The sequence below is a fragment of the Lacisediminimonas sp. genome, from assembly GCF_030645335.1.
Taxonomy (GTDB): Bacteria; Pseudomonadota; Gammaproteobacteria; order Burkholderiales; family Burkholderiaceae_D; genus Lacisediminimonas.
This window is the reverse complement of sequence record NZ_JAUSNH010000004.1, coordinates 1-19997: the sequence shown is the minus strand read 5'-3', so window position 1 is coordinate 19997 and position 19997 is coordinate 1. Positions and strand designations below refer to the sequence as shown.

The window sequence follows — 19997 nt, the reverse complement described above, 5'->3', positions numbered from 1 at the left end:
TCCTTGAGCGTCTGCCGACCCAGCCGGCCAGCCGTATCGACGAGTTGTTGCCGCATTGCTGGGCGCCAGCTCGGTAAGTCTCTTCACAACAACATCTTGAAAGCTGGGCTTCCCGTCAAGATGGGATGGCCGGGCGCTTACCGTGATCAGCACAGCCACATTTTATAAATGGCGCGCCAAGTTTGGCGGCATGGGCATGGGGATCGTCTTAGCCTTGGGAATGCAAGACGGATTTAATCACGAGTCTGGGCCAGTGGCTGTAGTGGGAGCTGGGACGGTTACACCCTGCTGATCAATTTCGGCCAGCAAATGTGCACAGGACAGGACTACCCCGCACAACCATCTACGAGCGGATAGCAGCCGGAAGTACCTGCCCGCTATTTGAAAAACGAGCCGAAAATTGCATCGTTTTCCAACTCTCGCCTAAAGGCAAATCGTTCGGGGCTCTTGTCGGGAATCAACTTCACTTGAATTCCGAGTTCCATGATCCGTCCTATAGCGGCTGCCTTTTTCTGTGGAATGCTCGCCACCATTTTCCGAAGCTTTGTTACGTCGAATACGGTTCCTGCGTCCTTGGCACGTTCCTCGCCGATCATCTTCTCCAATTGAGCAAGCTCGGACTCGGGAAGCCAAAGGACTGCTGAATCAATCGCTCGTTCTACCTTGGCCGCCATTTCCGCCTCAGGCCAGTCCTTTGTGCCAACCCGGGAGTACAACTGGCCGACGAGCCATCCCAATTTTGCCTGAAAAGAATCTTCCGTCGAAGTTCGTCGCGCGTCGAGGCACGTCTCGTAATGCTCCGATTTGATCGCGATAGGTAGCGAGAGAAGCGCACAGGACGGGACCGCCAAACCGGCGGTGGGGTGGGACTCTAGGTAATAAAACGAGGGCTCGTTGTTGTTGAATAGCCTCGCGAGGAACTGCTGCATCAACTGCTTTGATTTTGTGGATGCGTACAACTGGCTGTCGACATGACGAAGTTTCCCATCGAACTCCCGGGAAAGCACCGCCTCAAGACTTCTGACGGGGGCCATCGACAAATATCGCGATTTGCAGGAGCCGATGCCTCTCCTGACCAGATCACAAGACTGGGTTAAAACCAGAAAATGAGTATTTTCCGGATGCTTGGAATAGTAGGGATGGTAAAGATCAAGAATCGCCGAGAGATCACTTGTCTTCTCAAGCAAGTCGCCTTGCTCAAGGTTCTGGATTCCTTCAGTGGCGTCTTTATACGTCCAATGCATGCTTGAAGCGAGACGGCAGTTCCGTAGAAGTTGCAGCAGGCGAATACCCAATCGTCCGGGTTTTATTAAGCTGCCGCGTCTGCTCGTCCTTCGCAACGGCAGTCGGATTTACATAGAATGCCAGAACGTCTTGGTTAGATTTCAGCGAGACCAAAACTCCGGGCTTCCTAGAAATCGAAGATGCAAAAACGGGATGGAACACGACCCATGCCGCAGCGTCGTCCGCCGCCGCCGCGCCGATTTCGTAGACAACCCTATTGTTTTCTCCCGGACCAATCTCGATCCCGGGAGAAACCACCCTAAAACTTTGAGCGCGGAACAACGTGCGATTCCCATGTTCAGTCTCATGGTCGGCGTCGGTTAATCGATTGCTCACATCATTCTCCTAAGTTTTCTTCTGATAGATGCTGCGCGAGCCTATCCGCCAAAGTTTTCACCTCGGCATAAACCTCTTCGGTTAGAAATGCAGCAGCATTGTCTGCTGCGGCAATGGGTTCGTGATAATTGATTAAAATCTTCCCGACTTGCCCTTCAAGGTCGCACGTGAACGAAATGAGCGCCGTTCCGTGCTGAATCTTATTCCCCCATGTCCTAGAGACGACTGCATCGTCTGCGCCTAGAAGTTCGTCGAGAGACGCGACGACAGGAAAACGTTCGAGGAATGAAGGATGGAGCGCCTCGACCTGGTATTCAAAATTGAAGCCAAGACCGGTAATAGGAGTGTGCTGCAGTGTGCCGAGGATTCGGCGTGCAACAGGAGCAGTCGCCGGCCAAGCAGCGGCGTCCTCTAGGAAGAAAACCAAGTATTGTGGGCTCACTGAGTACGAGACTCCATGGAAGGAGAATCGCTGCACACCCGAAGATGGGAACATCGCCAGTTCTACGCGAACGTTGAACGGATCCGCTAATGGGGGATTCATCGCCACCTGAGCAACCCAAGTCGGCTTGAGGATCGCGGGGTTCCAACTACCAGCGATAACCAGGGTCGAACTTTCCCGCACAAATTTCATGGATCAGGCCTTGGTGAAATGCCTGCAACAATATCATAATTGTGACCTGTCAAGGATCACCGATGGGAGAATGCCGCTGAGTACAGGAACAAAAGGCTCTCGATGTCAGCTGGACAAATCGCGGCTCAAGCTTGATTGGCGGCTATCGTTTTATAGTGCTAAACAATTCAATTGCTCCCAAGGTCAGATGCAGAAGGTTCGACGGCCGGGAGACCCAGTAACTGAGAGCACCGCCCGGCTCGCAGCTTCAGTTCTTCTAGTTCCCCTGGCTACCCCAGCACCTTGCCGCCCGCCAGATCACCCAACCTGGCCGCATCATCCCGATCCGTCGACGCCCCCCAACCACCGCCCCCGGCGGTCCGAACCAGCAATCGGTCGCCCTTGTTGAGCTTGGTCACGATTTTTGACGGTATCTCTACGGTGTCGCCGTTGGCTTTGGTAATCGTTCCCGCCGCACGCCCACCATCCCCGCCGCCAGCCAGGCCACGCGCCGATGAACTGTGCCGTTCACCACGATAAGTCAGCGACACTTCGCCTTCCAGGATTTCATATTCGCGGGCCAGCCCGAGGCCGCCGCGGTATTGGCCCTGGCCGCCTGAATCGGGCACCAGCATGGAACGCAGGACCCGGATTGGCGCTTCCATTTCCAGCGCTTCCACCGGCAGGTTCATGCAGTTGGTGGCGTCGGTCTCGATCACGTCCACGCCATCACCTTCATTGCAGGCGCCACTGCCGCCGGCGATCAGTTCACCGGAGATGAAGCGTTTGCCTTCGCGGTTGAGCCCGCCGAATGCGACCACCAGCATCTCGCCGGCGGAGGATGCCGGCACGCGCTCGGGTAGCACGCCTGCCAGCGCACCAATGATCGAGCCGGTAATGCGCTTGATGGTGGAAGTGCGCGCATTGACTGGCGCCGGTTCGACCGGATTGACCAGCGAACCGGCCGGCAAGTTGAAGCGGACCGGGCGAAAGCAACCGGCATTGGTCGGTATCGACGGGTCCGTCAATGCCCGCACGGCGAAGTAGGCCGCGGCCTGGACGCCAGACTCGACACAATTGAACGGGCCTTTGACTTGCGGGCTGGTGCCGCTGAAGTCGACGTCGAACCAGCCGTCCCTGACCGTCACCGCAACCTTGATGATGACGGGCTTGTCGAGCTCGATGCCGTCATTATCGAGGTAGTCGACATACTCGTAGGTTCCCTCGGGAATGGTGCGCAAGACGCTGCGCGTCATTTGCTCGGAACGATCAAGCAGCGTGGCAAAGATACCGGTCAGGCTCTGTGCGCCGTATTGATCGCACAGTTCGCGCACACGCCGCACACCGACCGTGCACGCCGCAACCTGGGCATTCAGGTCGCCCATGAAGGCGTCGGGCAGGCGCACGTTCTGCCGCGCCAGCGCGATGAAGGTCTCGTTATAGATGCCGCCACTCATCAGGCGCAGCGGCGGAATGCGCAATCCTTCCTGGAATATCTCGGTCGCATTGGTGGGCAGCGACCCCGGCGTCATGCCGCCAACGTCGCCGTGGTGCGTCATGGCGGCACTCAGCGCTACAGGGCGACCCTGATGAAAAATCGGCATCATTACCGCGATGTCCGGCAAGTGCGTGCCGCCGGTGTAGGGGTCGTTCAGGATGAATGCGTCGCCGTCGTGCATGTCGCTAAGCGGATATTTGCGCAGCATCGCGGCAACAGCCGGAATCAGCGTGGCCAGATGGATAGGGATCGAGCATGACTGCGACAGGGTTTCGCCGCTGGTCGTGAACAGGCTGGCCGATGCGTCCAGCCCTTCCTTGACGATCGGCGAGAACGAGCTGCGCAACAAGGTCAGTTGCATCTCATCGGCAACGCTGACCAGTTTGTTTCGAACCACCTCCAGCGTGATCGGATCGATTTCAGTGAGATCGTTGTTCATGATTCGCCCTTGCTAGTCTGGTGCATCGTTCGCTTGCGGATCGTCATGTTGCGTCTGATGCAATCCGGTTCAGGATCAGGGTGCCGGATGCGTCGACTTTTGCGCGCCATCCCGGCGGCATCAGCGCGGTGGTGTCGGCTTGCTCGAAGATTGCCGGACCGGCATCAATGGTCGCACCGGTAGCCAGCGCCAGCCTGTCATAGACCACGGCCTGGTGCACGCCACTGTACAGCCGAATTTGCCGCTTGCCCTTGACCGGATCATTGCCGTTGGGCTGGTAATCCAGCGACGCCAGCGATCGTTGGTGGGCCGACCGGTGCACCGCACGGACATTGACGATCGTGGTCGGCGCGTCGGCGCCATGGCCGTAGACCTTGTCATGTTCCTTGCGAAAGGACTCATGCAGGCGCAAGCCGAGGTCATCGCCGCCATCGGGCGCAAACGGGACTTCGAGATGATAGGACTGTCCGATGTAGCACAGGTCGGCATGGTAGGAGACCTCAACGCTGGCCGCAGTCACGTTCTCGGTGGCCATCAGCTTGCTGCAGGTGACATCGAGCTTGTCCAGCGCGCGCCGGACTTCGTCCACATCGAGCTTGCTGGTGGCGCGCGAGAAGGAGGCGGTTGCCTCATGCTCGATCGGCGCGCCAAGCAAGCCGATCGCCGACAGCACGCCGGGATAGACCGGGATGACCACCTGGTTAATGGCCAGTTCGTCTGCCAGCGCCACCGCGTGCAATGCGCCGCCACCGCCGAGCGGCACGATGCTGAACTTGCGCGGGTCGAAGCCGCGCTTGATGGTGGTCAGGCGGATCGCCTCGGCCATCTGCGCGTTGATCACCTTGTGGATGCCCAGTGCGGCATCCTCTATCGACATCCCGAGCGGATCGGCAACCATCGACTTGATGGTTTGCACAGCGAGTTCGGGTTTCAGGTCCAAGAGGCCGCCGGCGAAATAGCCGGGGTCGAGATAACCGAGTACGACCGAGGCATCGGTGACGGTGGCGTCGCCCCCGCCGCGGCCATAGCAGGCCGGACCGGGCTCAGACCCTGCCGAATGGGGGCCCATGCGCAAGCCGCCGCCACGGTCGATCCAGGCGATGCTACCGCCGCCTGCACCAATCGCATTGACGTCCACCATCGGCACCCGCACCGGGTAACCATCGATATCGCCTTCGCTGCGGATCATGCTTTTGCCGCGACTGATCAGCGCGATATCGCAACTGGTTCCGCCAATGTCGACCGTGATCAGGTCGTCCACGCCGGCGCTGCCGGCGCTCATCTGCGCGCCGACCACACCGGCCGCCGGCCCGGACAGGAACAGCCGCACCGGGCGCTGGCGCGCGACCTGCGCCGACGCCAGTCCGCCGCGCGACTGCATCACCTGCAGCGGCGCAGGCACGCCGCCGGCGCGCAGGTTCTGCTCCATGTCGTGCAGGTAGCGGTTGAGCACGGGCTTGACGTAGGCATCGAACGCCGTGACGCAAGTGCGTTCGTATTCGCGAAAGGTCGGGTCGACGTCGCTCGAAAGCGAGATCATCAACTGCGGATGTCGCTGCCGGATGATTTCGGCGGTGCGCTGCTCATGCGCGGGATGCAGGAAAGAAAACAGATAGCAGACGGCGATCGTGTCAGCGCCAGCAGCGACGAGTTCGTCCACCACGCGGATCACGTCGGCTTCATTCAATGGACGCACCACCTCGCCTGTGGCGGATACCCGCTCGTCGACTTCCTTGCGAAACGCCCGGGGCGCGAGGAACACCGGCGTTTGCGGCCGCAGCTTGACGTCGTACATTGCACGCCTGCTCTGGCGGCCGATTTCCAGCACATCGCGAAAGCCCGACGTCATCAGCAAACCGACCTTGCCCCCCCGTTTTTCGAGTATGGCGTTGGTCGCCACGGTCGTGCCGTGGATGAAGCGCTGCACTTTGGCCGGATCCAGGCCCCATTGCTTTTGCATGTAGCGCAATGCGGTGGCGACGCCCTCGCTGGGATTGCCGCGCGTGGTCGGTATCTTGACCAGCCTCAGCCGGTTGTCAGCATCCAGGCATACGACGTCGGTAAAAGTGCCACCGATATCGACACCGATTGCGTAGCCCGTGTCTTCGTTCATTTGCCTTCCTTAAGTCAGCTTACCCCTTCGCGAAGGCGACAATCTTCCATTGGATGGGAGGAATCGCTTGAAGGACGTGAAAATCCGTGTTGTACTTTTCACTCTGAAGACAGTGCCGCTGGCATCGTACCGCCCTTGGGCGCCCGGCAAATTCCCGCCAATTACTGTTCCCTGTCAAAGACCGGCGACACTATCGGGAGACACTCGCTTTTAACTGTGGTGAAAATTTGCTTATTGATTTTCACTTGGGCTAATATAGCTGTCAAGTTCTTTATCGGTGCTTTTGGAAAGGCGAATGCGTGACTGCTTCAAAGAAGGCTGACAAGGCTGGCGTACTTGCTGCAGCGCCGACAGGGGAAGCGCAACCCCTGGTTGCGGCATCGGACTCGGACTGGGATGGCGCGCGGCTGCGCACCATGCGCAAGAACCGGCATCTGTCGATCCAGCAATTGGCAGACAAGGTCGGATTGTCGGTTGGCATGGTGAGCCAGATCGAGCGCGGCCTATCGACGCCATCGCTGCGCTCGATCCGCCTGCTGGCCAATGCGCTGGATGTGCCCGTGTCGTGGTTTTTCGCCGGCTCCCAGCATGCGGAAGCCGAGCATATCGTGCGCCGTGCGCAACGCCGCCAGCTCAAGATCGGGACAGCCGGCGCGGTACAGGAGTTACTCAGTCCGGAGACGCCTGGCGGCATTGAAATCTACGAAATACTGTTGGAGCCGGGCGGCAGTTCCGGCAACGATTTGTACAGCCACGGCGGCGAAAAGGCCGGCCTGGTGATCGAAGGCAAGCTGCAATTGTCGATCGGGCCGCTGACTCATCTGCTGCAGGCGGGCGACAGCTTTCGCTTCCCGAGCACCACCCCGCATCGGTTCGCCAATGCCAGCCCGAATGAAACCCGGTTCGTCTGGATCGTCAACCGGCAAGCCCAACAGCCGTCCTGAGCGCTGCCGGCGCGGTTCCAATCCAGGCAGCGGCGCCCACATCCGCACCGCCATTCATCCACAGTGAAATTTACTTGACTTAATTTCACCCGTGGTTAAAACTAATTTCGAAGAGCTGGTGGCGAGTGGCGCGACCGGGACAATGGAAGGAAATTTCATGCTTCGCACCGGCGCACAGCACCTGGAGTCGCTCCGCGATGGACGGGTCGTCTATATCGGCAACGAGCGAGTAGAAGACGTTACCACCCACCCTGCGTTCCGCGAAGCAGCGAAAACCGTCGCCCATCTGTTTGACATGAAGGCCGATCCCACCCGCACCGACCTCTGGTACGAAGAGGAGGGTGAGCGCTATGCGATGTACTACCTGCGCCCCAAGACACGTGAGGACCTGAAAGCCCGCACCATGGCGCACCTGCGGATCGCGGAAGCGACACTGGGCATGTTCGGGCGCTCTCCCGACCATGTGCCCAGCTATATCACCGGCATGACGGCACATCCGGAAATTTTCGATGAAGGCCGCAAGGGCTTCGGCCAGAACCTGCTGAATTATTACGACTACCTGCGCAAGAACGACCTGTATGCCAGCTATGCCGTGCTGCCGCCGCAGGCAATGCGCAACCCGGAACTGTTCCAGCGCGAAAACCGGCCCGTGCCCAGCCTGCGGGTGGTGCGCGAGGACGACGACGGCGTAGTCATTACCGGCATGAAAATGCTGGCCACCGGCGCCGTGCTGGCCAACGAGATATGGATCGGCAATATCCTGCCGCTGGCCAAGGATCAACTGGCGGAGTCGATCACTTGCGCAGTCCCGGTCAACGTGAAGGGCTTGTCGCTGTGGTCGCGGCGGCCGATCGCCACGGCAGTGACGCACCCCAGCGAAGCACCGCTGTCATGGCGCTATGACGAGACCGACAGCATGGTGCTGTGCGAAGAGGTGAAGGTGCCGTGGGAAAAAGTTTTCGTGCACCAGAATGCAGAGCTGGCCAAAGACATTTATGTGCGCACGCCCGGCCATTCCTTCAGCAACCATCAGTCCGGCGTTCGCTTCTGGGCAAAGGTCGGCTTCCTGGTCGGACTGGCCAGCCGCATTACCCAGGCCACGGGCGCGGACAAGATCCCGGCCGTGCAGGACACCCTGGGCAGGCTGGCCGCGCTGGAAGCATCGATCGGCAGCATGGTGATGGGCCAGATCGAGAACTACGAGGACTGGGGGCCTGGTGGCACATTCAAGGGCTACAACCGTCGTGGCGTTTATGCAGTGTCCAACTGGTGCTATGAACACTACTCGCCAATGATCGACATCATCCGCGAATTGTGCGGCGGCGGCGTCTATCAGCTACCAGCGGATAACTCCGTGCTGGACGATCCAAAACTCAGGGAAACCTTCGAAACCTACTGGTACACGCCACAACTCGACGCCGTCGCGCGGATGAAGCTGTTCCGACTGGCGTGGGACATCACCGGCTCGGAGTTTGCATCGCGTCACCTTTCTTATGAAAAGGCTTACCTTGGCGCGCATTTCGTAGTCCGCAACCTGAACTTCAAAGTCGCGCCATGGGAAAAATTCCACAAGATCGTGGACGACATTCTTGAACGTGACGACTGACAACCAGGCCAAATATTGCGAACCGGGTCAAGCCAGCGCTTGACCCATGGCAACGAGCTTGGTGTGCCAACCAGCCACTATCAGGCAACCGAGGCTAGCTCGGGCAAGGCGACCTGATCGCCACGTCGGGAATGCAATTGGGCTCGGGAAGCCATGCGCATCCTGCTCAAGTTGGCGGAAAGAAAGCTGGCTGCCGACGCCAGGCCTTCGGTTTGCAGGCGCGAGAATCCGCCTTCCACAACCGCCCGCGTCTGGTCATCGGCGGCTACCAATAAAGCATCCAGCTCCCTATGACCGTTCACACTGATTGCGCCGGCATTTGACAGGGGACTTTCGACTTTCATTATTACGCTCCAAGTTGGTTGATTGAATTTTTCGTGCTTGCCTGAGGAGAATATTAGGGGCGATTTTCCTGTAGGAAAAGTCCTAGGCAGCCAAGGTTTGATTTGCAGCAAAAGTTCGCAAATTCGCCACAGTACCGGCTTTTCGAACGCAATCGGTCACGCTCAGTCACGCCTCAATCCATTTACGACTCATCATAAAAAAAGCCCGCTTGCGGCGGGCTTGAAGCTGGTCACTTCCATTCCTTTTCAGGAAATTACAGTCTGCGCATGAATCCTCGTCGCCGATAGTGTGGCTTCCACTTACGGGGCACGAACCAGGATTGCGTACTCCCCCGCTTATAACTGTTATTGCCAACCGAAATTGGCAGTATCGGGTAGCAATGACTATATTCACTCCATCGCATCAATTCACAGTTTCAAATTTTTTGGGGAATACCATGACCGCAATGACCGCTACCAGCAGGCATTTCAACAGCGTCGCTGCTACCCGCAGCCTTGCTTCGCGTCCGGCAAAATCTGCAAGTCCATCGCTCTGGAGCCTGATCTCCAAATCGCTGGAAATGGCACATATCGTCGGTGAATTCGGATCGGTTTCAAACCGTCAGATGGCTCAAATCCGCTCGATCGCTGCCAAACTGTAAGCCTGAATCAACAGGGAGTAAACCGATGCCGGGGTCGCCGGCGTTCGGGACTCACTCGTTCAAAAGCCCGCTGCTTCGCGGGCTTTTTTCATGTCAGTTCATCACGCTCACGCGTGGCAATCGGGCCGTCGCGCCGATGGAGTGAACGCCGCACAAGACCGGATGCCGCTCACAAATCGAACTGACTACACATCTACCGGCTACCGGCACCTGAACCGGTTTGCACAATCTCAACGGCAGGCCAGCCGAAATACGTTGTAATGAACGCAGCCGCTGCACTGCAGCCACGCCTGCCCAATCGACCGTATTGCGGCGTCCTTCCATCTGACGATTTTTCACTTCCTCCATGATTGCCTGGCAGCTCATTACCTTTTTGGGCGACAGCATCATCACGATGCCAGTTGCTGCAGCCATTGTCGTGTGGCTGGTTTCGGCCGGAGCGTGGCGCAGCGCCGTATCGTGGTTGCTGTTATTTGGTGGCGCCATCATGCTGGTGCTGGCAAGCAAAATTGCCTTCATCGGCTGGGGTGTCGGCATTCCCGGACTCGACTTCACCGGCATCAGTGGCCACGCGATGCGGGCCGCCGCCGTATTGCCGGTGGTGGCGTACCTGCTGCTGCAACAGGCCGGGCGACGACTATGCGCGTGCGGTGTCGCATTCGGCGTCGCAGCGGCCGGTCTGATAGGCCTGTCACGGCTCATCCTGCACTACCACTCCGTCTCTGAAGTAATTGCCGGAACAGCGTTGGGGATGCTGGTGGCGGTGGCCTTCATCTGGCGCTCGCAAAGCCAGCCCGGACTGCACTTGCCGCGCTGGGTGGTCGGGCTGAGCTTGCTTGCGCTGGTGCCAAGCGCCTATGCCGAACCGGCACCGACCGGTGCATGGGTGACGACCGTGGCGCTGTACCTCTCAGGCAACGACCGTCCGTATGTTCGCAAGCCCGATGGCAAACTGGCGCGCGCGCCGGCCAACTTGCGGCAGCGGCAATCGACCGACATGACGATGCATTGACTCAAGCTTGCAGGGCGCAAGAATACCGGTACGGACCTGCGCCAATACGCTGCCGCCCGCGTCACCGCGTAGAAAAGCTCCATGTCCTCAGTACCGGAACATCATTGATGGTCCCGCTGAACCGCACTTCGTATTCGGTGCCGGCCGCCAGCGGATCGAGTGGCACGATGGCAGCGCCCGATGACGGCGTATCGGCATCATTGGCCCTCATGAGCAGCTTTACATCAAGCGGTGCTCCGCCTCTCGGGCGAACACTGAATTCCTGTACCAGGACGGTGGCCGTGATATCGGCATGAACGCTGATCGGAAAGCCCACTGCATTGCGGTCAGCCACCGGATCAGGTATCTCGCGGTCGCTCATGAATGTGGTCGGCATGTTTTGCTGGGACGCATGCGGATAGGTGATGAAAGCGCCGGCTCCAAGTCCATTGCCCAAACCATCTGCGGTGAAGTTGGTCGTGAAATAGGTATAGCCACCCGACACGCTCGCCGACCCGCTGCCGGCCTGGAAAAAAGTCGGCTCGAAAATGACAAACCGGTGATAGATCGCCGTGATCAGGTCCTCTGCCGCAGCAAACCCGGATTGGCTGCCCGTTGCCGAAATCACTTCGCCATAGGCATATCGATTCGAGGTGAACGTATAACCGGCGGCGGTAATCCGCTCACCAAGTTCTGCTCCTGTATAACCCGGCGCACCAGGGGTTTGTTCGTGTGAAATGACGCCGTTGATTTTTTGGTAATCCGCGTGCCCCTGGGCTGCCTGATCGAGCGCCGGGCTGCGTGCAAGCGCGGCCAGCCCGATTTGCTGGCGACGGTAGTTGAACCAGTTGAATCCATCCGTTGCCGTGTTGTCGGCGGCGGCCGGCGCGTTCGGTTCGAATGCGAGATTGAGCGAGCTACCGGATTGGCTGGCGGACTGGACAGGTTCCTCCGCGCCGCCGCCACAGGCACGGAGGATGGCTGCGGCAAGCAAGCTCGCGATCATCCCCGCGTTCGGAAAAGCTGATTGCCTGGTCATGGGCTTCTTGTGCCTGGTAGCGAAGATGTACACCGCAGTTGGATAAGCGGCAGGACGTTTCGTTCAGGTTATTTTTTCTTGTCGCCAAGTGCGTCGATCCAGCACAAGCGAAAGGGGTGACCAGGATGAGGCCAATCATTGAAAGTGCGCGCGGGTGATGAACCGCGCAGTCGGGATGTGTTCTTTTACCGGCAAGCGCCATGCCGGGGACGCTTGCAATCGCGTCGTCGGGCAGTCGTGCTGTGCCTGGCTAGCGCCGCTCGAAGCGGCCTGCAGCGCGGTTCTTGACAACCTCGTTCCAGGGAAATGCCTGGCCGTTCATTGCCACGTACACGCCGGGCGGCAGATGCCGGGCCGCTGCGACCGCATAGCCCAGGTTGAACAGGGCATCGGATCCCTCGATATCGCAGGGAATCATGGCGCCGGTGAGGACAAGGGTCTTGTTCATTTTTCGCCCGGCCAGTACTTCTGCCGTGCGCTGCATGGTGTCGGTACCGTGGATGATGACCACCGCATTTTCATGCGCCTGGGCGCAGGCATCGGCGACCTTGCAGCGATCCTGGTCGCCCATGTCGAGCGAGTCCATCAAGGTCAGTACCTGCAGGCGATGAGCAAGCGTGATCCGGCAGCGTTGCAGGATCTGCGGCAGGTGGCTCTCGCCGAAACCGAGCACACCATTGATTTCATCGTAGCGTTTGTCAAAGGTGCCGCCGGTAGCCAGAACAAGCAGGGTCATTGTTGTCAACAAGATGGGGAGTCAGAGGAATTGTAAGCGCTTATGTCCACATTGTCCGATGCGCCCGGCGCTGCGGCAAACGCTGTCGGCGGACTGCACACTTTTTTTGCAGGCGCCGGAATTTAAGCGATCCGACGCACTCCAACGCTGTCGTCATCGGGCCGCTGCATGCTGGACCTTGCGCCGGCCCGGTTTTTAAGCGAAGTTGAGCGCAATGCGCACATTGTTCGCTACACTTGCTTTCCTGTTCCCTGGAATCGCCTGATGAAACCTGTTGCACCCGGCACTGTCATTTTCCATCGCTACCGCGGCTATGGGGTGATCACGTCCGTCAACTTGCTGACCGGGTGGATTTCTGCGCGCTTCGGAAGCGAGGGGCGCACGCTCGACCTGAACCTGTGCGCCGACCAGGTCCAGCACGCCGACGGCGAACCGATTCTGTTCAGCCATGCCCGGCCCGACCGCATGCCGCATGCGCGGCTGATGGCGATGGTGCGTGAACTGCACCGGGCCGGTTACCAGCGGCTCTACCTTTACAGCTGGCCGAAACCTTCGGGCCTGCATTGGCGCTGGCACCTTTTCACGGGCCCGCGCAACTGGATGCAGCGCGCCTGGCGCGAAGGCTGGTACGGTTCCGGCGCCGAATACAACCTGAACCCGACAATGGGATGGGGCGACCTGCCTGGCGCGACCACGACGGACCTGGCGTCCGCCTTGGCCCGGTTCGATCCGCAGGGGCTGGCCTACGCCCTCGGACGCGACGAGGATCACGCGGCATGGTTCGAAACCGTCTGTGATGCGCTGCTGCCGGATTACGCCTATTCGCTGGGCTGGGACCATCGCGACGGGCCGCTGCCGGCATCGCTTCCGGTGATTCCCGTGCGCCGGGGCGTGCCCGAATACAAAGGTCCGTCACTGCCGTGGCCGCCGGGCTGGGCAGGACTGTGGCGCAGCAGCGCACAGCGCGATGTGGTGGTGGTACGGTCGATACGGTCGTTTGACCTTTCCACGGATTCCGATCGCTGAACCTTGCCCACTGCGCCGCCCTGGCGCTTTATTCAGGATCGGGCAATGGTAACGTCGACCGTCGCCCGCCGGGCGCGCGTCAGGGCAAAGTGGGACAAGCCCATCGCCGCCAGCATCAACAACATGCCGGTGGTCGCCAGCCAGTCGGTCGCCCTGGCCGCGATCAGTGCGCCGCCCGTCAATGCACCGAAGGCCTGGCCCAGGTACAAGGCCGAGGAGTTCAGCGCAACCGATGCCGTGGCCAAGTTCGGCGCCAGGCCAACCAGCCGCGCTTGTTGGGCGCCGGTGACCGAGAAGCAGCCCAAGCCCCATATGCCGATCAGCAGCGCCGTCACCAGCGTCGAGCCGGTTGAGAACGGCCACAGTCCCAGCGCCAGGGCCATGCATCCCATCGAAGCCATTGCCACGCGATCCGCGCCGATGCGGTCGATGAACCGCATGCCGATCAGGTTGCCGGTCACACCCGCTACGCCAAAGCACGCAAACATCAGGCTGATCACGGTCGGCGTGGCGCCAATATATGTTTTCAATAACAGCGCCAGGTAGGAAAGCACCGTGAACTGACCCGCCGCGGCGACCGCCGTGACGCCAACGGCGATCAACAAGGGCTTGTTGCGCAACAGGGTCGCCCAGGCCTGGCGATTCATGGGCGACACGTACAGCCCGCGCGGCACCTGGATCCAGACCCAGGTCGCGAGCAAGCCCGACACCAGGCCAACCAGCGCAATCGTCATGCGCCAGCCAAGATGGGCGCCCAGCCAGGAACCCAGCGGCAAGCCCACGACGGCAGCGATCGACCAGCCGAGGAACACCAGCGCAATGGCGCGACCGCGCTCGCCCACCGGCACCAGCAGGCTGGCGGTCGCCGCGGCCTGCGACGTGAACAACGCGGCCCCGACGGCCGTCAGTATGCGCACCACCAGCAGGCTGGTATAGCCGGGAACCAGGGCCGCCATTACGTGCATGAATGCGCAGATGCCCAGGCAACAGGTGAGCAGCGTGCGCCGCTCAATCCTGCTGGTGAGGCCGGCCAGGACCGGACCGCCGAAGCAAATCGTCATGGCGAACGCAAAAATGAGCACGCCGATGGCCGCCGGCGTCACCTGCAAGTCAGCGGTAAGTTCATTCAACATGCCAGGCACGATCATTGCGCCCGTGCCGATGGCGAAATTGCCAAGGGTGAGGGACCAGAGTTTCGTTCTCATCTGTGACGGGTATCGGGTAAGGACCGCCAGTGTACGCAATGACGGCAGCGACTGCCTGCGGCAGCGTTCACGGATTCACCCGGTCTTCATGGGGTGATGGTGGAGGCTTGATTAGGGTCGCGAGAGATAGATGCAAAATGAATGCTGATAACGACCAATGATCGCTGGATCGGTCAAATACTGTCAAACACGGGCAATCCGTCCTGCCGGACGTCGGCGAAATTGCTGCATCGCAGCGAGAAATATACTACTTTTGTCAGCTACTTTTTACTACAGATTTGACCTGTGGCATTGGGAAGGCGGTATGCGCCGGTGTAAAATCCCGCCACTCTTCGTCAATAGAGCACCGGCAAATTGCCAGGTGCCGGCCAGTGCACGCACTCCCCCTGCGATGCACGCGACTGGACGCACGGATTTTTTCATTTCAGGTACAGGAGACGCTTCATGAATCAACCAGTGATGGGTGGTGTAGCCGCCATCAACGCCCCGTCCTATGTCCGCAACCAGAAATTGGTGGACTGGGTCGCCCAAGTTGCCGCATTGACCAAGCCGGACCGCATCTACTGGTGCGACGGCTCGGTGGAAGAGTATGACCGCCTGTGCCAGGAGCTGGTTGATGCCGGCACGATGAAGCGGCTCAATAGCGAAAAGCGGCCAAACAGTTATCTCGCCCTGTCCGATCCGGGCGACGTCGCGCGTGTGGAAGACCGCACCTTTATCTGCTCCGAGAAGCAGGAAGACGCTGGCCCGACCAACAACTGGGTCGCGCCTGCCGAAATGCGCGGCACCATGAACAAGCTGTTCGACGGCGCCATGCGCGGTCGCACGATGTACGTCATTCCATTCTCGATGGGTCCGCTGGGCTCGCCGATCGCGCATATCGGCGTTGAGCTGACCGATTCCGCTTATGTCGTCATCAGCATGCGCGTCATGACCCGCATGGGACGCGCCGTCTATGACGTGATGGGCTCCGACGGCTATTTCGTTCCCTGCGTGCACACGGTTGGCGCGCCGCTGGCAGCCGGCCAGAAGGATGTGACATGGCCGTGCAATCCGGAAAAATATATCGTCCACTATCCCGAGACGCGCGAGATCTGGTCCTACGGTTCCGGCTATGGCGGCAATGCGCTGCTGGGCAAGAAGTGCTTCGCGCTGCGCATCGCCTCGATCATGGGGCGCGACCAGGGCTGGCTGGCCGAGCACATGCTGATCCTGGCGGTTGAATCGCCGCAAGGCAAAAAGCATTATGTCGCGGCAGCCTTCCCGTCGGCCTGCGGCAAAACCAATTTCGCGATGCTGGTTCCGCCTGCCGGCTTCGAAGGCTGGAAAGTCACGACCATCGGTGAGGACATTGCCTGGATCAAGCCGGGCGCCGATGGCCGCCTGTACGCGATCAACCCGGAAGCCGGCTACTTCGGCGTCGCCCCCGGCACCAACGAGCACACCAATATCAACTGCATGGCATCCATGCGCGCGGACACCGTGTTCACCAACGTCGCGCTGACCGATGACGGCGATATCTGGTGGGAAGGCATGACCGCCCAGCCGCCAGCGCACCTGATCGACTGGCAAGGCAATGACTGGACACCGCAGATCGGCAAGGAGACCGGCCGCAAGGCAGCGCATCCGAACTCGCGCTTTACGGTTGCCTCCACCCAGAACCCGGTCCTCGATCCGGACTGGGACAATCCGAACGGTGTGCCGATTTCAGCCTTCATTTTCGGTGGCCGCCGTTCAACCACAGTGCCGCTGGTGACTGAAGCACGCGATTGGGTCGAAGGCGTCTACATGGCTGCGACCATGGGCTCGGAAACCACGGCAGCCTCCACCGGCACCCAAGGCGTGGTGCGGCGCGATCCATTTGCCATGCTGCCCTTCACGGGCTACAACATGAGCGAATATTTCCAGCACTGGGTGGACATGGGCCGCAAGATGCAGGCTTCCGGCGCGACCTTGCCGAAGTTCTACTGCGTGAACTGGTTCCGCACGGACGAGAACGGCAAGTTCATCTGGCCCGGCTTCGGTGACAACATGCGCGTACTGAAATGGATCGTCGACCGCGCTGAAAACAAGGCCGGCGGTACCGACCACCCGTTCGGGATCACGCCGCAGTATGGCGACCTGAACTGGAAAGGCCTGGATTTCAGCGAGCAAGCCTACGCACGCATCACGTCGATCGACAAGCAGGAGTGGCAGGCGGAAGTCAAGCTGCATACCGAACTGTTCGAGAAGCTCAAGCACAAGCTGCCGCCCGAACTTGAGGCGACCCGCCAACGGCTGGAAAAGCGCATCGCCGGCTAATCCTGCCTGCTAGCTTGTTTCACCAAACGCGGCCTTCGGGCCGCGTTTTTTTTCGACTGCGCCGGCGAGGCCAGCCTGCTACTGACTTCGCGCCTTACACAATTCTTACGCCATCGATGAAACATTTTGGTCTGGGCGGAAAAACCCCTCCCCTAACTTGACTAAAGCCGTGATTGGGGTAATTCTTGCCAAACTCATCCTATTTTCAACATGGCGCGGATGAACTAGACGCATTGCGAACGGACGTTCAAAGTCCGAACAAAACTCAGGAGACAAGCATGACCAAAGTTGTAAAGCCAGCGGCATCGCGCCGCAAGTTCATTGGTACCGCCGCAGCAGGTACCGCCACCGCAGCAGCCCTCAGCTTCCCGATGATTTCGACCGCCCAGGCGGTTACCTCGATGCGCTTCCAGAGCACCTGGCCAAGCAAGGATATTTTCCACGAGTATGCGGTCGACTTCGCCAAGAAGGTCAATGACATGACCGGCGGCGAACTGAAGATCGACGTGCTGCCTGCCGGCGCCGTGGTTCCGGCATTCGGCCTGCTCGAAGCGGTGTCCAAAGGCACGCTCGATGGCGGTCATGGCGTGCTGGCTTACCACTACGGCAAGGCAAACTCGCTGGCACTGTGGGGATCCGGTCCGGCATTCGGCATGGATGCCAACATGCTGCTGGCCTGGCACAAATATGGCGGCGGCAAGGAACTGCTGCAAAAGGTCTATAAATCCATTGGCGCCAACGTGCAGTCCTATGTGTACGGCCCAATGCCGACCCAGCCACTGGGATGGTTCAAGAAGCCAGTCACCAAGTCTTCCGACATGAAAGGCCTGAAGTTCCGCACCGTGGGCATTTCGATTGACGTGTTCCAGGGCATGGGCGCTGCGGTCAATGCAGTGCCAGGCGGCGAAATCGTCCCGGCAATGGATCGCGGACTGCTGGATGCGGCTGAATTCAACAACGCCACTTCCGACCGCCTGCTCGGCTTCCCGGACGTTTCCAAGGTCTGCATGCTGCAAAGCTTCCACCAGAATGCCGAGCAGTTCGAGATCATGTTCAACAAGACCAAGTTCGATGCGCTGGCTCCCAAACTGCGCGCCATCATCGACAACGCTGCAGAAGCTGCGTCATCCGACATGTCGTGGAAAGCAATCGACCGCTATTCCAAGGACTATGTCGAAATGCAAACGAAGCAGGGCGTCAAGTTCTACAAGACACCCGATGCAATCCTGCAGGATCAGCTGACGATCTACGATCAGGTCACGGACAAGAAATCCAGCGATCCTTTGTTCAAGGAAATCATCGCATCACAGCGCGCGTTCGCCGAACGTGCACTGCGCTGGGAGATGGACACGCTGGCAAACCGCCGCATGGCCTACAACCATTACTTCGGCAAAAAAGCACCCGCCAAGAAAAAGGCCTGATCTCGCCAACGCCTGACAAGACACCATCCAGCAATGCTGGATGGTGTTTTTTACTGGCGGCAAAATAAAGTGCCTGCTGCGAATTCCTGGGAAACAAACAATGCAAAAGATTTTGCTTTTTATCGATCGGCTCAGTACCTGGGTTGGCCAACTGTTCGCATGGCTGATCGTCTTGCTGACCGGGCTGATCTGTTGGGAAGTGTTTTCCCGCTATGTGCTGGGCACGCCGCACGCCTGGGCATTCGACGTCATGATCATGTTATATGGCGTGCTGTTCATGATGGCCGGCGCTTATACGCTATCCAAGAATGGTCACGTTCGTGGTGATGTGTTGTACGGGTTTTTCCCGCCGCGACTGCAGGCCGGGCTCGACCTTGCGCTTTACCTGCTGTTTTTCTTCCCCGGCATCATCGCTCTGGTCTGGGCTGGCTACACCTATGCCGGCGAGTCCTGGCGCATCAACGAACATTCCAGCATCACGGCCGATGGCCCGCCGATTTATCCATTCAAGACCGCCATTCCCGTTGCCGGCGTCATGCTGCTGTTGCAGGGAATTGTCGAAGTCGTTCGTTGCATCATCTGCCTGAAACAGGGCGAGTGGCCATCGCGCGAACAAGACGTCGAGGAAGTCGACGTCGAGAAACTCAAGGAGATGGTCCACGTGCGGGATGAAGACATATTGAAGGCCGATCAGTACCTCACCAGCCACAGCGGGAGCAAACAATGAAGCGCGGTGCGTGGTTTGGCCTGTCGATCATGGCAATGGTCGTATTGGCTGTGGTAATACTGATGCCGCCGGTTTCTCAGCTCACCAGCGGCCATCTCGGCCTGCTGATGCTGGCCCTGATCGTCGTGGCCATCATGCTTGGTTTCCCGACGGCGTTCACGCTGATGGGCATGGGCGTAATCTTTACCTTCTTCGCCTATTACAGCCGGGGGCCGGATACGGCCATTGACCAGACGCTCGACCTGATGGTGCAGCGTGCCTATGCGGTGATGTCCAATGACGTATTGATCTCGATTCCCCTGTTCGTATTCATGGGCTATCTGGTCGAACGCGCCAACCTGATCGCCAAGTTGTTCCGCGCGCTGGAACTGGCGCTGGCGCGTCTTCCCGGCGCGCTCGCCGTGGCGACGCTGGTGACCTGCGCGATTTTTGCCACGGCCACCGGAATTGTCGGCGCGGTGGTGACGCTGATGGGCCTGCTGGCCTTGCCGGCCATGCTCAAGTCGGGCTATGACGTTCGTCTGTCGGCCGGGGTGATCACGGCCGGCGGCTGTCTCGGCATCCTGATTCCGCCCTCGGTGCTGCTGATCGTGTATGGCGCAACGGCCGGCGTCTCGGTGGTGCAGCTTTACGCCGGCGCCTTCTTCCCCGGCATCATGCTGGCCAGTCTGTACATTGGCTATGTCATTGTTATGGCGAAGCTGAAGCCGCATTGGGCGCCGCCGCTGCCCAT

At 59.5% G+C, this 19997-nt stretch carries 18 protein-coding genes; 9 read left to right on the top strand and 9 right to left on the bottom strand.

All coding sequences use genetic code 11. From position 1 onward, the window contains the following. Window positions 1-377: 377 nt before the first annotated feature. The 5 genes from Q7T64_RS00225 to Q7T64_RS00205 form a co-directional block, all read right to left on the bottom strand. Window positions 378-1244: a hypothetical protein gene (locus Q7T64_RS00225; protein ID WP_304789230.1), complete on the bottom strand. Its 867-nt coding sequence runs from the start codon at window positions 1242-1244 to the stop codon at window positions 378-380. Then, window positions 1228-1620 carry a hypothetical protein gene (locus Q7T64_RS00220; protein ID WP_304789227.1) on the bottom strand — a complete coding sequence of 131 codons (393 nt, stop codon included), beginning with the start codon at window positions 1618-1620 and terminating at the stop codon, window positions 1228-1230. The genes Q7T64_RS00225 and Q7T64_RS00220 overlap by 17 nt, the downstream gene beginning before the upstream one ends. A gap of 1 nt (window position 1621) precedes the next feature. Beyond that, window positions 1622-2254: a hypothetical protein gene (locus tag Q7T64_RS00215; protein ID WP_304789224.1), complete on the bottom strand. Its 633-nt coding sequence runs from the start codon at window positions 2252-2254 to the stop codon at window positions 1622-1624. A 269-nt stretch (window positions 2255-2523) separates the two neighbouring features. Beyond that, window positions 2524-4170 (bottom strand): hydantoinase B/oxoprolinase family protein, encoded by a 1647-nt coding sequence (locus Q7T64_RS00210; RefSeq protein WP_304789221.1) that lies wholly within the window; start codon window positions 4168-4170, stop codon window positions 2524-2526. Between the two features lie 43 nt (window positions 4171-4213). Then, on the bottom strand, window positions 4214-6283 hold the full coding sequence (locus Q7T64_RS00205) for a hydantoinase/oxoprolinase family protein (protein WP_304789216.1): 2070 nt from the start codon (window positions 6281-6283) through the stop codon (window positions 4214-4216). A 299-nt stretch (window positions 6284-6582) separates the two neighbouring features. Between Q7T64_RS00205 and Q7T64_RS00200 the strand changes: the two genes are divergently transcribed. The 3 genes from Q7T64_RS00200 to Q7T64_RS00190 all read left to right on the top strand — a co-directional run bounded on the left by Q7T64_RS00200 (window position 6583) and on the right by Q7T64_RS00190 (window position 9818). Continuing rightward, window positions 6583-7227: a helix-turn-helix domain-containing protein gene (locus Q7T64_RS00200; RefSeq protein WP_304789214.1), complete on the top strand. Its 645-nt coding sequence runs from the start codon at window positions 6583-6585 to the stop codon at window positions 7225-7227. Between the two features lie 157 nt (window positions 7228-7384). Then, window positions 7385-8833, top strand: coding sequence for a 4-hydroxyphenylacetate 3-hydroxylase family protein (locus tag Q7T64_RS00195; RefSeq protein ID WP_304789211.1), 1449 nt, complete (start codon window positions 7385-7387; stop codon window positions 8831-8833). Between the two features lie 781 nt (window positions 8834-9614). Beyond that, window positions 9615-9818: a hypothetical protein gene (locus tag Q7T64_RS00190; RefSeq protein WP_304789208.1), complete on the top strand. Its 204-nt coding sequence runs from the start codon at window positions 9615-9617 to the stop codon at window positions 9816-9818. Window positions 9819-9911: 93 nt separating this feature from the next. Here Q7T64_RS00190 and Q7T64_RS00185 read toward each other — a convergent pair whose 3' ends face one another. Continuing rightward, window positions 9912-10337, bottom strand: coding sequence for a hypothetical protein (locus Q7T64_RS00185; protein ID WP_304789205.1), 426 nt, complete (start codon window positions 10335-10337; stop codon window positions 9912-9914). On the opposite strand from Q7T64_RS00185, the gene Q7T64_RS00180 reads away from it, so the two are divergent. Then, window positions 10312-10830 (top strand): phosphatase PAP2 family protein, encoded by a 519-nt coding sequence (locus Q7T64_RS00180; RefSeq protein WP_304789201.1) that lies wholly within the window; start codon window positions 10312-10314, stop codon window positions 10828-10830. The two genes, Q7T64_RS00185 and Q7T64_RS00180, sit on opposite strands and share 26 nt — an antisense overlap. Window positions 10831-10891: 61 nt before the next feature. Here the strand turns inward: Q7T64_RS00180 and Q7T64_RS00175 are convergent, their stop codons facing one another. Next, on the bottom strand, window positions 10892-11815 hold the full coding sequence (locus Q7T64_RS00175; protein WP_304789197.1) for a CAP domain-containing protein: 924 nt from the start codon (window positions 11813-11815) through the stop codon (window positions 10892-10894). A gap of 283 nt (window positions 11816-12098) precedes the next feature. After that, on the bottom strand, window positions 12099-12584 hold the full coding sequence (locus tag Q7T64_RS00170) for an asparaginase domain-containing protein (protein ID WP_304789194.1): 486 nt from the start codon (window positions 12582-12584) through the stop codon (window positions 12099-12101). A gap of 264 nt (window positions 12585-12848) precedes the next feature. On the opposite strand from Q7T64_RS00170, the gene Q7T64_RS00165 reads away from it, so the two are divergent. Continuing rightward, window positions 12849-13610: an L-asparaginase gene (locus Q7T64_RS00165; protein WP_304789191.1), complete on the top strand. Its 762-nt coding sequence runs from the start codon at window positions 12849-12851 to the stop codon at window positions 13608-13610. A 32-nt stretch (window positions 13611-13642) separates the two neighbouring features. Here Q7T64_RS00165 and Q7T64_RS00160 read toward each other — a convergent pair whose 3' ends face one another. Next, a complete protein-coding gene (locus Q7T64_RS00160; RefSeq protein WP_304789188.1) occupies window positions 13643-14815 on the bottom strand; it encodes an MFS transporter in 1173 nt (390 codons plus the stop codon). Window positions 14816-15259: 444 nt separating this feature from the next. On the opposite strand from Q7T64_RS00160, the gene Q7T64_RS00155 reads away from it, so the two are divergent. The 4 genes from Q7T64_RS00155 to Q7T64_RS00140 form a co-directional block, all read left to right on the top strand. Next, the gene (locus Q7T64_RS00155) at window positions 15260-17116 is read left to right on the top strand and encodes a phosphoenolpyruvate carboxykinase (GTP) (protein ID WP_304789185.1); all 1857 of its coding nucleotides are present in this window, start codon (window positions 15260-15262) and stop codon (window positions 17114-17116) included. Window positions 17117-17394: 278 nt separating this feature from the next. Continuing rightward, window positions 17395-18537 carry a TRAP transporter substrate-binding protein gene (locus Q7T64_RS00150; RefSeq protein WP_304789182.1) on the top strand — a complete coding sequence of 381 codons (1143 nt, stop codon included), beginning with the start codon at window positions 17395-17397 and terminating at the stop codon, window positions 18535-18537. 100 nt (window positions 18538-18637) lie between these two features. After that, window positions 18638-19264: a TRAP transporter small permease subunit gene (locus tag Q7T64_RS00145; RefSeq protein WP_304789179.1), complete on the top strand. Its 627-nt coding sequence runs from the start codon at window positions 18638-18640 to the stop codon at window positions 19262-19264. Further along, a partial coding sequence (locus Q7T64_RS00140) for a TRAP transporter large permease subunit (protein ID WP_304789175.1) occupies window positions 19261-19997 on the top strand: 737 nt, incomplete at its 3' end. The genes Q7T64_RS00145 and Q7T64_RS00140, both read left to right, overlap by 4 nt.

Excerpts from the sequence above, each read along its gene's own strand:
- Q7T64_RS00225 (WP_304789230.1), bottom strand. The coding sequence starts at position 1,244 with ATGCATTGGACGTATAAAGACGCCACTGAAGGAATCCAGAACCTTGAG.
- Q7T64_RS00215 (WP_304789224.1), bottom strand. The coding sequence starts at position 2,254 with ATGAAATTTGTGCGGGAAAGTTCGACCCTGGTTATCGCTGGTAGTTGG.
- Q7T64_RS00210 (WP_304789221.1), bottom strand. The coding sequence starts at position 4,170 with ATGAACAACGATCTCACTGAAATCGATCCGATCACGCTGGAGGTGGTT.
- Q7T64_RS00205 (WP_304789216.1), bottom strand. The coding sequence starts at position 6,283 with ATGAACGAAGACACGGGCTACGCAATCGGTGTCGATATCGGTGGCACT.
- Q7T64_RS00195 (WP_304789211.1), top strand. The coding sequence starts at position 7,385 with ATGCTTCGCACCGGCGCACAGCACCTGGAGTCGCTCCGCGATGGACGG.
- Q7T64_RS00190 (WP_304789208.1), top strand. The coding sequence starts at position 9,615 with ATGACCGCAATGACCGCTACCAGCAGGCATTTCAACAGCGTCGCTGCT.
- Q7T64_RS00185 (WP_304789205.1), bottom strand. The coding sequence starts at position 10,337 with ATGAAGGCAATTTTGCTTGCCAGCACCAGCATGATGGCGCCACCAAAT.
- Q7T64_RS00175 (WP_304789197.1), bottom strand. The coding sequence starts at position 11,815 with ATGATCGCGAGCTTGCTTGCCGCAGCCATCCTCCGTGCCTGTGGCGGC.
- Q7T64_RS00170 (WP_304789194.1), bottom strand. The coding sequence starts at position 12,584 with ATGACCCTGCTTGTTCTGGCTACCGGCGGCACCTTTGACAAACGCTAC.
- Q7T64_RS00165 (WP_304789191.1), top strand. The coding sequence starts at position 12,849 with ATGAAACCTGTTGCACCCGGCACTGTCATTTTCCATCGCTACCGCGGC.
- Q7T64_RS00160 (WP_304789188.1), bottom strand. The coding sequence starts at position 14,815 with ATGAGAACGAAACTCTGGTCCCTCACCCTTGGCAATTTCGCCATCGGC.
- Q7T64_RS00155 (WP_304789185.1), top strand. The coding sequence starts at position 15,260 with ATGAATCAACCAGTGATGGGTGGTGTAGCCGCCATCAACGCCCCGTCC.
- Q7T64_RS00150 (WP_304789182.1), top strand. The coding sequence starts at position 17,395 with ATGACCAAAGTTGTAAAGCCAGCGGCATCGCGCCGCAAGTTCATTGGT.
- Q7T64_RS00145 (WP_304789179.1), top strand. The coding sequence starts at position 18,638 with ATGCAAAAGATTTTGCTTTTTATCGATCGGCTCAGTACCTGGGTTGGC.